The 13558-nt window shown below is 40.2% G+C and carries 14 protein-coding genes; 7 read left to right on the top strand and 7 right to left on the bottom strand.

Going from position 1 to position 13558, the window contains the following annotated elements:
- Window positions 1–166 precede the first annotated feature (166 nt).
- Together V7201_RS15630 and V7201_RS15625 are read right to left on the bottom strand one after the other, a co-directional pair.
- Window positions 167–535, bottom strand: a complete 369-nt coding sequence (locus V7201_RS15630) for a hypothetical protein (RefSeq protein ID WP_335377681.1) — start codon at window positions 533–535, stop codon at window positions 167–169.
- Window positions 536–583: 48 nt separating this feature from the next.
- On the bottom strand, window positions 584–1648 hold the full coding sequence (locus V7201_RS15625; protein WP_335377680.1) for an AbrB family transcriptional regulator: 1065 nt from the start codon (window positions 1646–1648) through the stop codon (window positions 584–586).
- Window positions 1649–1839: 191 nt separating this feature from the next.
- On the opposite strand from V7201_RS15625, the gene V7201_RS15620 reads away from it, so the two are divergent.
- The 5 genes from V7201_RS15620 to V7201_RS15600 are packed head-to-tail and all read left to right on the top strand — an operon-like array spanning window position 1840 to window position 5300.
- Complete coding sequence (locus V7201_RS15620) at window positions 1840–2460, top strand: pyridoxamine 5'-phosphate oxidase family protein (protein ID WP_335377679.1); 621 nt, start codon at window positions 1840–1842, stop codon at window positions 2458–2460.
- An 11-nt stretch (window positions 2461–2471) separates the two neighbouring features.
- Window positions 2472–2891 (top strand): metallothiol transferase FosB, encoded by a 420-nt coding sequence (gene fosB / locus V7201_RS15615; RefSeq protein ID WP_335377885.1) that lies wholly within the window; start codon window positions 2472–2474, stop codon window positions 2889–2891.
- Between the two features lie 14 nt (window positions 2892–2905).
- Window positions 2906–3775 (top strand): alpha/beta fold hydrolase, encoded by an 870-nt coding sequence (locus V7201_RS15610; protein WP_335377678.1) that lies wholly within the window; start codon window positions 2906–2908, stop codon window positions 3773–3775.
- On the top strand, window positions 3759–4328 hold the full coding sequence (locus V7201_RS15605) for a nucleotidyltransferase family protein (RefSeq protein ID WP_335377677.1): 570 nt from the start codon (window positions 3759–3761) through the stop codon (window positions 4326–4328). The genes V7201_RS15610 and V7201_RS15605 overlap by 17 nt, the downstream gene beginning before the upstream one ends.
- Window positions 4329–4361: 33 nt before the next feature.
- On the top strand, window positions 4362–5300 hold the full coding sequence (locus V7201_RS15600) for an LCP family glycopolymer transferase (protein WP_335377676.1): 939 nt from the start codon (window positions 4362–4364) through the stop codon (window positions 5298–5300).
- 60 nt (window positions 5301–5360) lie between these two features.
- Here V7201_RS15600 and V7201_RS15595 read toward each other — a convergent pair whose 3' ends face one another.
- Both V7201_RS15595 and V7201_RS15590 read right to left on the bottom strand, forming a co-directional pair.
- The gene (locus tag V7201_RS15595; RefSeq protein ID WP_335377675.1) at window positions 5361–6248 is read right to left on the bottom strand and encodes a glycerophosphodiester phosphodiesterase; all 888 of its coding nucleotides are present in this window, start codon (window positions 6246–6248) and stop codon (window positions 5361–5363) included.
- 258 nt (window positions 6249–6506) lie between these two features.
- Window positions 6507–7814: a MerR family transcriptional regulator gene (locus tag V7201_RS15590; protein ID WP_335377674.1), complete on the bottom strand. Its 1308-nt coding sequence runs from the start codon at window positions 7812–7814 to the stop codon at window positions 6507–6509.
- A gap of 418 nt (window positions 7815–8232) precedes the next feature.
- Between V7201_RS15590 and aspA the strand changes: the two genes are divergently transcribed.
- Window positions 8233–9657 (top strand): aspartate ammonia-lyase, encoded by a 1425-nt coding sequence (aspA, locus tag V7201_RS15585; protein ID WP_335377673.1) that lies wholly within the window; start codon window positions 8233–8235, stop codon window positions 9655–9657.
- Between the two features lie 57 nt (window positions 9658–9714).
- On the opposite strand, the gene V7201_RS15580 is transcribed toward aspA, so the two are convergent.
- Window positions 9715–10974: an MFS transporter gene (locus V7201_RS15580; RefSeq protein ID WP_335377672.1), complete on the bottom strand. Its 1260-nt coding sequence runs from the start codon at window positions 10972–10974 to the stop codon at window positions 9715–9717.
- An 8-nt stretch (window positions 10975–10982) separates the two neighbouring features.
- Window positions 10983–11585, bottom strand: coding sequence for a PadR family transcriptional regulator (locus V7201_RS15575; RefSeq protein WP_335377671.1), 603 nt, complete (start codon window positions 11583–11585; stop codon window positions 10983–10985).
- A gap of 205 nt (window positions 11586–11790) precedes the next feature.
- Between V7201_RS15575 and V7201_RS15570 the strand changes: the two genes are divergently transcribed.
- On the top strand, window positions 11791–12627 hold the full coding sequence (locus V7201_RS15570; RefSeq protein WP_335377670.1) for a formate/nitrite transporter family protein: 837 nt from the start codon (window positions 11791–11793) through the stop codon (window positions 12625–12627).
- A gap of 44 nt (window positions 12628–12671) precedes the next feature.
- On the opposite strand, the gene V7201_RS15565 is transcribed toward V7201_RS15570, so the two are convergent.
- Window positions 12672–13460: an HAD family hydrolase gene (locus V7201_RS15565; protein ID WP_335377669.1), complete on the bottom strand. Its 789-nt coding sequence runs from the start codon at window positions 13458–13460 to the stop codon at window positions 12672–12674.
- Window positions 13461–13558 lie beyond the last annotated feature (98 nt).

The following is a 13558-nucleotide window of genomic DNA, read 5'->3' as shown; positions in this document are numbered from 1 at the left end:
TCGTCGCTTCGCTCCTGCGGGGTCTCATCTGTCCAGCTGCGCCCGCAGGAGTCTGCGCGCCTTCCACTCCAATCAACAGGTTTTCAATAATTGATCTTTATCCTGGATCTTTGTCGACAAGCTGAGCTTCTGCATGAATGCAGAAGCCTGTTTGTAAAACTGTAATTTAAAATTGTGAACTAGAAAGATCTGGAAATCTCACTGGGGTGTTAAGAGATAATTGGTCGCGATAAGATCGATACGAGATAATAGTTTGATTATGAGAATGAACATCTAATTGCAGGATTTTAGATTTATTAGTTTCTAAATAATATCTTGTCGCCCCTTGCACCAATTCATAAAAAGACAATGTAGCTCCTAGATAATGTTTTTCAACCACTTTTGCATCAGGGTGTTTCATGATATACTCAGCGATTTGCTGTACCGAGGCAGAAGAGGTCCCTGTCATTGAATAAACCGTTTCTTTTGCTTGTCCATAAGCTTGATTCAATGTCTGCTTCGCTTTATTAATAAAATTATTGATTGATTGGTTCATCAAATCCCTCCATCACAATGGAATAACATATGTTAATTAATATACCCCTCAATCATAATGTGATTCCTCTTCGCCGCTAAATTTCCTCTTAAAATACCATCTGAGAAGAGGAGGTACAGCAAAATAAATGAAAAACAGCCTGAATAATTGAAATCCAGTAACCATCGAAAGATCTGCATTAACCTCGTGTGCAATAATACCCATCTGATCCATTCCGCCAGGAGCTAAACTAAGGAAACTTGTAACGATTGAGATATTTAAAACGTCTGTAATATAGATGCTAATGGCTAGAGAACCTGAAACTAGAACAAGTCCGCTTAGCAAGGCAAGAATAATAGACGTTGTTTTCCGCTCCAATTTTTCCGGCTTTAACAGGAGGCCTATATATCCACCTATCATGAATTGAGAAACGTCAAGAATAAATGAAGGGAGAAGAGGTCCTTGGAACCCCACGTTCGTTAAAAGGGCAGTACCCAGAATAGGCCCTAATAAAAATGGCGTAGGGAACCTTAGTTTCTTCCCAATCAAAGCTGCTACTATACATATAGCTCCAAACAGGAAAACGACCGCTGGTGAAACAGTCCCCATGGCAATATTGTTCATGACTAAATCGGTATGTTTCATATTAAGTACGGGACCGAATATGATGAATGGAACGAAAAAAACGATCATCAATAATCTCGATACCTGAAGAAAAGTTACGGTAGTAATATTAATCCCCTTATTTTCCTCAGCAAATATGATCATTTGTGAGAGGCCACCTGGGATGCTGCCGGTCAATACTGTTGGGTAGTCCACACCAGAAAGCTTAGAAATAAAAAAAGCCATTAGTGCTGCAAATGAAACAAGCAGAATCGTCAAAATAAGGATCATAGGCAGATTCGTTAGAATATTTATAACGGCTGCCCTGGTAAACGAAAGGCCAATCGAATATCCAACTATGACTAAGGCTGCATCCCTTAAAAAGGATGGCCAATATAAATTCATACCTTTAAATCTCGAGGTAATTAACATTGCGGACATTGGTCCGAGCAGCCAGGGAATCGGGATAGTAAGATATGAAAATACTAAGCCACCAATAAATGCAAAAATTAACGCCCAAAAAAATGACATGCGTTTATTTCCTTTAATCACATCTGCACCTTCTATTTATGTATTTTTACTAGTTGATTAGCTTTATACGTTCTTCATCCAAATTGTGGTAACATCATTATATCATACAGCTATATCCAAGAAGGATGTTGAATACTACTTAAAACTGCATACCATCATAATCGGGATAATTCATATAGGGAGATGAGAACTTGAACTATAAAATCAATAATTTCAAAGAATTAAGGAGCTTGATTGGGGAGCCAAGTGAACTTGCCAAACGAAAGGTAATTAGCTTTATAGATGAACATTGCCAGAATTTTTTAGCGCATTCACCTTTTTTGATTTTATCCACCGCTGATTCTTCTGGTTATTGTGACGCTTCTCCTAGAGGCGATGCACCCGGTTTTGTAATTGTATTAGATCAAAAACGCATCGTCATTCCTGAGCGGCCTGGAAATAAAAGAATGGACTCATTAAAAAATATTTTATCAAATCCAAGTGTAGGATTGCTGTTTCTTATCCCTGGAATGCCAGAGACATTTAGAGTAAACGGGAAGGCAAGCTTAACCCTTGATCCTATCGTGCTTGAGAAAATGGAAGCCAGCGGAAAGAAACCGATTCTGGGTATCGAGGTTGAGGTTGAGGAATGCTTCATTCAATGTGGAAAAGCCTTAAAAAGATCTGGTCTATGGGATGCAGATTCATGGGCAGAGAAACATTCTTTGCCATCGGGTGCAGAAATCCTGGCAGCCCACTCCAGGCTGCCAGGAACATCAGTTGGTGATATAGAAGCAAGACTGGAAGACGGCTACAAAAACCGGCTTTATTAAAGGTGGTAATGATGAGAATAAGTGAGATCAACCATCTGCTTTTTTCAGTATCCAATATTAATAGATCAATAGAATTTTACTCGAAAGTATTTGATGCAAGGATTCTGGCCAGCGGGAAGTCTACTGCGTATTTTGATTTGAATGGCATTTGGCTTGCCTTGAATGAAGAAAAAAATATCCCCCGGAATGAAATACATTCGTCCTACACGCATATTGCGTTTTCCATTAAAGAAGAAGAATTTGATCATATTCTCAATAAGTTAGTAGGTTTGGATGTTGAAATTTTGCCAGGGCGTGAAAGAGACCATCGGGATAAAAAGTCGATCTATTTTAAAGATCCAGATGGCCACAAATTCGAATTTCATACGGGTACACTAAACGATCGACTCAATTATTATAAAGAAACTAAACCACATATGAATTTTTATTAGAAGCAGGTGCAGACATGGAGAATTGGGTACAGCAAATCATCAATACTAAACGTGGGGATTTTGAAATTTTTGTAAAAGGCAGTGGTGAACCGATTTGTGTCACTCACCATTATTCAGAATTTAATTCTTCGGGAGATTATTTTGCAGACGTATTTACAGAGCAAAACCAAGTGATCCTCGTAAATTTGAGGGAAGCAGGGGAATCAGCAAAAGCCGAGGAGCCACACCAATTAAGTATGATTGAAGCAGTATTGGATCTTGAAGGTATGAGGGAAGCTTTAGGTTTAAATAGTTGGAGTTATGCCGGACATTCGACCGGTGGTATGCTTGGAGTTTTATATGGCATCCATTTTAGCCAGTCGATTGATAGCCTTATCATTGTAGGATCCGCTGCCAGAGAGTATTCCTCTTCTGAAGGATGTATTTATAATAAAACGCACGTTGATTTTGAGCTTATGCAAAGCTTGATCGAAAAACTGAAGCATACAGGCTTACCTGAAACCGAAAGGAAAGAAATCACCAGGCAAAGGACCATGCTGTCAATATTTAGATCTGAACTCCATGATGAATATTTCAATAAAAACATATCAAAAAAAATGTCTTCAAAACGATTAAACTTTTTCTCGAGGGAGGTATTGATTTTCGATGTCACTCGACAACTGCATAAAATTACGGCTAAAACGCTGATTCTTTGTGGCAGGCATGACGTCCAATGTCCGGTTTTATTTTCCGAAGAAATGAATCAGTTGATACCATCTTCAAAACTACATATATTCGAAAACAGCAACCATTATCCTTTTTTGGAAGAAGAGTCGCAATTTAAATCTGCAGTCAGACATTTTTTAAAATCAGCGAGGAGCGCAAAAAATGAAAATCACAACTGAGGAAGATCTCATCGAATTGATCAAGAAGGACGAATGGATGATGGAAATTATTAAAACCGCAGGCACTCTTCACCTACGCGATTGGTGTGTTTGCGCCGGATTTGTCAGGTCGAAAATCTGGGATACCGTCCACGGTTACACCGTGAGGACAGAACTGTCAGATATTGATGTCATTTTTCACGATGAACGCTTTATAGATGAAGGCAAGGAAAAAAAGCTTGAAGCATACCTTACTGAAGTTCATGGAGGAGTGCCATGGTCGGTTAAAAATCAAGCCAGGATGCACTTAGTTAATCAGCTTCCGCCATATTTGTCTTCATCTGACGCCATTTCGAAGTTTCCTGAAACCTCTACAGCTCTTGGTGTGACGATGGACGATAAAGGAAACCTGACCATAATCGCACCTTATGGAATACATGATGCTGTGTCATTGAAATTAAAACCAACTCCGTTTTTTAAGTCATCAAAAAAATTAATGCAAATTTATAAAAAAAGGCTTGAGACAAAGAACTGGAAATCCACTTGGCCATGGCTAAAAGTTGAAATTAGTTAACATTCAATAAGAAAAGAGGTGATTTAATTTAATATGAATACTAAGAAAAGGGTAATGAAATTTTTTGGAATCTTGGCACTGCTCCTCGCCATTTCCGCTGGCTTTTATACATATTCTGTTTATAAATCGGTCACAGAGACAGTGGAAACTATGCATCAGCCACTTGATCGGGAAAAGTCAGATAAAAGGGAAGAACAATTATCTTTCCAGAAAAGAGAACCATTTTCTGTGCTGTTGCTCGGTGTCGATGAACGTGCAAATGATGGAGGAAGATCTGATACGATGATCGTGCTGTCTGTAAATCCAAATAAAAAATCAGTCGAAATGCTCAGCATTCCACGAGATACAAGAACAAAGATTGCCGGTCTCGATAAAGTAACCAAAATCAACCATGCATTTGCCTACGGAGGAGCCGAAATGGCGGTTGCGACAGTTGAACAATTCCTAGATATTCCAATTGATTACTTCATAAAAGTCAATATGGAAAGTTTTAAAGAAATAGTGGATGCTTTAGGAGGAATTACCGTTTTTAATGATTTGGATTTTGCCTATGGTGGAACGAATTTTCCTGCTGGTGAAGTAGCATTAGATGGGGACGATGCATTGAAGTTTATCAGGATGCGGTACGAAGACAAACGTGGTGATTTCGGCAGACAGATACGCCAGCGTGAGGTTATCAAGGCAATTATAGATAAAGGTGCCAGTTTTACATCACTTGCAAGATATGATTCAATTTTAGAGGCCTTGGGCGATAATATTAAGACCAACATGAGGTTTAGTGAAATGAAGGATATTCAGCAAAATTATAAGGATGCAAGAAAACAGATCCATCAAAATGAAGTGAAGGGGGATGGCCAAAGAATTTACGATGAGGAGTTCGGGAAGGAATTATATTTTCTTGTTGTGCCTCTAGAAGAGCAGCTCAGGCTTCAAACCCTTTTGAAGAAGCATCTTGAAATTGAAAACAGTTAGTAACATCCTTTTAAAAAACTAAATGTCAAGAAGAAGCTGCCCTGCGAAAGGCAGCTTTTTTTATGGCATCCTTTTTCTCTTTCCTATCACTTCGTTTAGCCGATCTGGGTAATTGGTGAACATACCTGTAACGCCCCAATCTAACAGCATTTCCATATCCTCTTTCTCATTAACTGTATAAGGATAGATCAGTAATCCGGAATCCCGGACCTTTTTTACATAGCCAGGGCTGATGGCAGTGTAATGCATTCCAATCCCGACTGCATACCCCTTGATTTTCGTGACTTCCTCATTCGTTATGATGGCGGGTGCATAGTAGGACAATAGCTGGATTAAAGGGATGGACTCATCCTTCTGATGGATTTTTTTTAGGCTCTCTGCACTGAAAGACTGTATTATAATCTTGCCAACAGGCTGAGTCTCCCCGATCAAATTGTATTCAAGCAAAATATCAAGTAGCTTTTCTTCCATTCCAGGATAAAATTCAGGGGATTTAGTTTCGATATAGTACCTGGCTTTCGGTCCCATTCGTTCAATAATCTCTCTTAGAGTTGGCACTTGCAGCCCCATATATTCCGGCTTAGCCTTCTGAGGGAATGTATCGTTAAACCAGGATCCTGCATCAAGTTTCTTTATTTGTGCAAGGCTGAAGTCCTTGACCATGCCCGTTTCTCCAGTGGTGCGGTCAAGTGTTTCGTCATGCATCGCAATCAATTCTCCGTCCTTCGTCATCTGGAGATCAATCTCTATATAATCTCCTTCCATTAGGGTACCTAGTTCATAAGCCGGAAAGGTGTGTTCCGGTGCATGTCCAGAAGCACCTCGATGGGAAATATTAATCGGTTTGAATGGTCCAAAATGAGAAGGGCTTTTTGCCAGGGCTGGTTCTGCATGTATAAAGGGAAAGCAAAAAAGAGCAATAGCCGCCATTCGATATATGCATTTCATCTCTTCACTCTCCTCTTCGTGTGAATTCATAGCTGATTTGATTGGGAGACCTCTAGAGAAATAGGTAACATTTAGATAAAAATTTTTTTATTAGAAATTTAGCTGGTGTAAATATTATTAACAACTTTGCTCTTAATATTTATGTTCTTTTCTTAAGGCAGTTTTACGACAAGCATGCACTCTTATAGTAAAGAAAGCTTTAATTTTTATTAAGTCTTTTCAATAAATTGTTAAAAAAACCTAAGCCAAACAGCAATACTATTTCCAAACCTTCCACCAATTCCGTTTCTGATGTTTTGAAGCAGCTGTTTCACGGAAGCTTTCGACCATATCTTTGAACATTTCGTCACGCTGCCTGATCTCTTTCCGGAATTCTTCGCGTTCGGTTTTAATGGTCTTTACAAAATAATCTCTTTCTTGTGTCAGGATCTCATTTAAATTAGAGAGTTCCTGATTTGTTGCTTCACGGCTGTTTGATACATAATCGGCAAGAATTTTAAACTCCTCAGCTACGGTTTCTGTCGTCTCGTTCAACCGTCCTGAAAGCACTGATAATTCCTTGTTCGTCCCGGAACTCATTTTTTCAACTGAACTTGCCAGTGTGGCGATCTTGTCATTCGTTCCTTTTGAAGTCTTTGTCAAGCTGTTTGCCAGGGAAGCAATCTTTTCGGAAGTCCCTTTTGATACATTCGCAATGCTTCCCGAAAGGGTATTTATTTTTTCAGAGGTACCCTTCGAAACATTCGCAACACTCTCAGTTAGCTTGGTAATTTTGTCTGTCGTTCCTTTGGATGTTTTTTGGATATTGTCCGAAAGCTGGGCAATTTTTTCGGAAGTGCCCTGTGAAGCTTTTACGACACTTTCAGAAATTATGCCGAACATTTCAGTTGTTCCGCGTGATACTTTTGCAATGCTGGTGTGTAATTCAGAAGTACCCTTTGAAACATTCGAAAGCTCCCAAGAAATGGTTCCGAGTGTTTCGGAATTCTCTTCCGAACTTTTAGTCACTGTATCTGTTAGTTCTTTAATTTGTTCGGCAGTCCGTTCACCGGATTTATAAATCGAGTCGGAAATCGTTTTGACTGTCGTAAAAGTGCCCTTGGAAATTTCCTTTTTAACTTCTTCCAGAACCTCTTTACGAATGCTGTTCCTGATTTCCGCTTTTACTTCTGAAATTAGAGTTTCTTTATATTGCTCCATAGCAGCCATAAAAGCTTCATAACCTTCTTCATTTTGTGCGTGAAGCTGGGCAGGGACACCCGGTTCACCCATTAATGCACTTGTATCTGAAAATGACTCAGTTACTGACTGAGGGTCATTTCCCAAATGTCTTTGCAGAAGATCGCGAATCATTTCCTTGCTTAAATTTTTATCGCGCATCTGCTTGATTTTCATCAAAAATTCGATCTCTATATCTGTATAAAATCTCGCGCCTTGTTTAGTCCGCGGTATGATTAGCAGCCCTGTAAGATCCTTTTCCCATTGCCTGATGGTTCCAGAGGGAACATTAATTTTCTTGGACACCTCTTTAATTGTATATGCTTTCATGAATTGAGTGTCAGTCATCGTGCACATTCCTTTCTGTTAATAGTTTTAATAATAGTGTGTTACAAATAAATTCCTCATTGATATTCCAGTTTTCCTGCATGGTGACAAAAGCTATCAAAAGTAGTGGTGTTTCTCCATAAGATGCAAAAATCACACATTGTTCGCACACGAGATTGGTTGAATCCGGATGATTAATAGATTATTTTTGTATGCATGGCAGAATTTTTGAAAATACAAAGCAAAAATATATGATTTAACGTGATGATTTTCATGTTTTGATTTACAATAGGTAGGCAAGCTAACATGGAAGTCCGAAGGGGACAAACATATAACCATTTCAGAATAAGTTTGTCGAAACCGTTTTGATTGGTTAGCTTTTCGAACATATACATGATTTAAGCTAAGTTACATTACATACTTTCTGGAGGAGTAGAAAATGTCAGAGGTAAAGGTCCGGATTGAAAAAGACTTTTTAGGAACGAAGGAAGTTTTGGCTGATGCGTATTACGGCATTCAAACATTGAGGGCCGTAGAAAACTTCCCAATCACAGGATATAGAATACATAGTGAACTTATTAAAGCGATGGCGATCGTCAAAAAAGCAGCTGCACTTGCCAATATGGAAACTGGAAGATTATATGGCGGTCTTGGTGATGTCATTGTCAAAGCTGCAGACGAAATCATCGACGGAAAATGGCACGATCAGTTTATCGTCGATCCGATTCAAGGCGGAGCTGGAACATCCATTAATATGAATACAAATGAAGTAATCGCCAATCGCGCACTTGAACTGCTCGGTGAAGAAAAAGGGGATTATTTTACATTAAGCCCGAATTCGCACGTTAATATGGCTCAATCAACAAATGATGCTTTTCCTACAGCGATCCACATTTCGGTCCTTTCGTTATTGGACAAACTGCTTGATACGATGAATATTATGCGAGAGGTTTTTTCCAAGAAGGCGAGAGAGTTCGATTCCGTGATCAAAATGGGAAGAACACATCTGCAGGATGCTGTGCCTATTCGACTTGGACAGGAGTTCGAGGCGTATAAACGTGTCATCGAACGAGATATCGAACGAATCAAACATACACGCGGCCACCTATACGAAGTAAATATGGGTGCAACAGCAGTTGGAACGGGGTTAAATGCTAATCCAAAATATATTAAAAATGTCGTCCGCCATCTTTCTGAAATTAGTGGTTATCCATTAACAAACGCAGATCATTTGGTGGATGCCACACAAAATACCGATGCGTATACCACTGTGTCTGCTGCTTTGAAGGTTTGTATGATGAATATGTCCAAAATCGCTAACGATTTACGATTGATGGCTTCTGGTCCACGCGTAGGTTTTAATGAAATCATTCTGCCTGCCCGCCAGCCAGGGTCTTCGATCATGCCAGGAAAGGTTAATCCAGTAATGCCTGAGGTCATTAACCAGGTAGCATTCCAAGTCATTGGCAATGACCATACGATTTGCCTTGCATCTGAAGCCGGACAGCTTGAACTGAATGTTATGGAACCGGTCCTGGTGTTCAATCTTATTCAGTCAATCAGCATCATGAACAATGGATTCAAAGTATTTACAGATCATTGTTTAGTAGGTATTGAAGCGAATAAAGAAAAGCTGGAGAAGGATGTAGAGGGAAGTGTCGGCATCATCACAGCTGTCAATCCACACCTCGGTTACGAAGCAGTTTCAAGAATTGCACGCGAAGCGATCCTAACAGGAAAATCAGTCCGGGAACTATGCCTTGCATACGATGTATTGACAGAAGAGGAATTAGATTTAATCCTTAATCCATACGAAATGACAAACCCAGGCATCGCTGGGGAAGAACTTCTGAATAAAGACTAAACACTGTACCACATTAAAGCGAAGGGGGTCTGACCCCCTTCGCTTTAATGCGTTAAATTAACTGTCGAGTGTCTGAAAACTTTCTTTTTTTGTTGCTTGATTTATTCGATTTGATAGGGCGAAAGCTCCGAGAAAGAAGGTCGCTAATCCGGCACCAATTAACACGAATGAAACGCCGATGAGCTTAGCCAGCAAAGCACCCGCAGCTGGTGCAACTAACATAGAAAAGGTCTGGAGCGACATTGCTGAGGCTGAAACCCTGCCCATCATGTGTTTAGGGGTTTCTGATTGAAGAACGTATCCATATGGTACTCCCTGCGCTGAGCCTAGAACACCAAGCAGGAAAGCACCAGTCATCCAGCCAATTTTCGGCAGTTCAAGTACTTCTTTTGCACCAAGGCCGATCAATAAGATAAATACACCGCTGAACAATGATGCCGCGGCCATTAATTGAATCGGCCTCAGCTTCCAATTGGTCCATTTGCCTAGCAGCAAAGCCCCAATCACACTGCCGAATCCAACTGAGCTGATCAGCCAGCCGAATTCCTCTTTTCCAAACCCAAGCTTCTGAGCAATAAAAACAAACAATCCATCATATAAAAAAATGATAAAAAAGGCGATAGAGGATAAGATGATAGCTGCTTTTAGAATGCGTGTTGAAAAAATATGGTGAATGCCTTCGGAGAAATCCTTAAAAAATGATGGCTTCTGAACCTTTTGTTCCAAATTGTTTGCTTCTTTTTCGATTTTTGGCAGATTCATTAAAAATAAAACAGCAATTAAAAAGCCCGCTGCTTCAAAAATAAAAGGACTTTTTACACCAAATAGAGCGATCAATCCTCCTCCGAGCGCTGGTCCAATTATTTTCATAGTATTGACTGAAAGCTGACTTAGGGTAACTGCTTCAGGGAGCTCATCCTCAGGAACAGTAAACCTGATGACACTTTGCCTTGCTGGATCATATAGAGCAGCCACGGTTGCTTTCAGGAAGACGAAAACTAACAAAATGAACAGGTTAGGAGCAAAAAACAGGCCTGCTACAAAAAGAACCCTGAGCAGGAGGCAGGAAATCATCAGTGTTTTTTTCGGCAGACGATCGACAAACACACTCGCAAGCGGCCCGATTATTACCCATGGAAGTCCCAGTACAATAATGACTGAGGCAATCGCAACTTCACCAAGTCCCCAATGATAAGCGACAATCACTTGTATTGCTACAAAATCAAGCCAATTTCCTAGATCCGAAAAAACCTGTGCTCCGAACAGCGAGCGATAAGCTTTATTTCGCAAGGGTTTAAACATTCCAGAATTCATCATTTAGCCTCCTATATTTCATTCATCAATGCTATTTTCCTGCGTTCAAGCTGTTTTTCCTCTAATTGGGAGGGATCCTGGCCAACAGGCATTTCGTTGTGCTCCATCGCTTCGAGCGACTCGGTAATCCATTGCAGTTCAGCTTCCAGCTTCAGCTCTGCATACCTGATTGCCAGCATTCCAACACTGTTGATGTATGATGTCTTATTCTGCTTCCAATTTTTAATGTAGCTGAGGAGCTCTTCAGATTCCGATTGTCTTGCTTTAAGATGGGCGCAAAGAGTTTCTAAATCCATTTCCTTATGCCAGGCTGCCATTTTCATGAAGAGCTCATCCTTGATCACTGGAGGAGCAGGGGTTTGCGAAAGCCAATTTTCCAGCTCGCGCCAGCCTTTACTGGTTAAATCATACAGCTTCTTCTTTCGGCCATCCTTGTCTTCCTCAAGAGTGGTGATGTAACCTTCTTCTTCGAGTTTTTTCAGCTTTGGATAAAGGCTGCCGTAGCTCAAACCCCAATATAAACCCGCAGCTTTATGTTCAAATTCACTCTTAATGTCATAGCCAGAGCTTGGGCGGAAGCTTATAACAGCTAGGATAGAATGTTCAATTGACATTGTTATTTTCCTCCTTAATGAATATATATATCAATTTGATATATCATTATGATATGTCATTCGTAAATAATTGTCAAAAAATATTCAGCACTTTTTATTTATTCGGAAAAGCCTGTTTTTATGTTGCAGAAAGGGGAATTAAGCCTGTAAAAGGAAAAACACCGCCAATAACTAACTAAGCATCTAAAGAACAGGAGGAATGAAAGTGGCTTTTCGAAAACCGCAGGAAATTGCCCAGCTGGCTGTAGACGCGGGTACCTACAAAGCCTCCATGCCTATTAAAAATATGCTTGTGCTCGGCTTTTTAGGAGGAGCATTTATCGCTTTGGGGTATTTGCTTGATATCAGGGTGATCGCTAACCTGCCACATGAATGGGGAACATTCGGTACTTTTCTCGGGGCATCTGTTTTCCCGCTTGGGTTGATTTTAATCCTGCTTGCAGGCGGGGAATTGCTGACAGGAAATATGACCGCAATTTCAATCGCGAGCCTGGCTAAGAAAGTGACTGTGAAAAAATTGCTTAATAATTGGTTTTGGATTACAATCAGCAATTTTGTAGGGGCTTTGTTCGTTGCCTATATTTTTGGACATGTAGTTGGATTGACCGAAACTGGCCCATTCCTGGATAAAACAGTAGCGGTTGCAGGAGCAAAACTAGATGACAGCTTTTGGGCGGCATTTTTCTCAGGTATTGGATGTAATTGGCTTGTAGGATTGGCAGTCTGGCTTTCATACGGGGCATCAGATATGACAGGGAAGATCCTGGCTATTTGGTTTCCGATTATGGGATTTGTAGCAATTGGTTTTCAGCACGTCGTGGCAAATATGTTTGTAATCCCAGCCGCTATTTTCGCTGGCCATTACAGCTGGACTGAATACTTTGGAAACTTTGTGCCTGTTTATTTAGGAAACGCAGTTGGCGGAGGAGTCTTTGTCGCGCTGATGTATTGGATCAGTTATAAATCCCAGCTGCAAAAAAAGACAGCACAGCCCGAAAATCAAATTTCGCAGGCAAGCGCACGTAAAAGGGCTGCAAGATAAGTTGAACATACAAAGGGAACCTCGGTATGCAAGGTTCCCTTTGTTCATTTTAATAGACCAAGCGACTTCAAACCATTATAAATTCCGGAATTGGTTACTTCAGTGGTCTTGTGTTTTGCATGCTGAAACAAATCCGGATGGGCATTCCCCATTGCGAATCCGTCACCAACTGCGGAAAGCATTTCTTTATCATTCATTCCATCGCCAAAAGCAATAGAACTTTCACGCTTGATGCCAAGACGTTTTAGCAAAAATTCGACTCCCACGCCTTTATTGACCCTGTCCCTGATGACGTCAAAGCAATGTTCCATTCCTTCTATATTTACCTGCGATAAATGTATACCCTCATTGAAAACATAAAGTTCATGTCCCAATCGGCCCTTCGTGATGATGGTCATACCTAAAATATCATTCAGGACCTGTTCAGTAATAATGTCATTTTTCCGCAAATGAAATTGTTTTAGAAAAACCTTCACTAAATCGGAATCAAGGTCTGTGAGGTAATTTTTTTCGGAAGTATAGAGTACCACTTCATGTCCGTGTTCCTTAGCAACATCGAGAATGTATTGAACTTCGCTAGCCTGCATTGGCTCAGCAAATATGGTTTTGCCCTCATATATCCCAAGGGCGCCGTTGTACCCAATAAAAGACGTGATTTTTAGCTCATCAGCAATTTCCGAAATTTCATGGATCGGCCTGCCAGTTGCAAGCACAACCTCTACATGCTGTTTTTTCATTTCCGCAATGGCGCTTTTAGTTGATTCTTCTATTGTTTCGTCAGGTCTTAAAATCGTACCGTCGATATCCAAGAACAAAATTTTGTAGTTGTGCATATCAAGCTCCTAACTGAAAAGTAGTCTTATCTATAGTTTTACATAGTGGGAAGAAGGTTATCAAACATTTGACAGCAGGCATGCTTGTTTAATGAAAA

Origin of the sequence: Bacillus sp. JJ1122 (assembly GCF_036964885.1) — a bacterium.
Lineage (GTDB): Bacteria > Bacillota > Bacilli > Bacillales > Cytobacillaceae > Mesobacillus.
The sequence above is the reverse complement of the archived record's forward strand: the minus strand, read 5'-3'. Positions and strand labels throughout refer to the sequence as shown.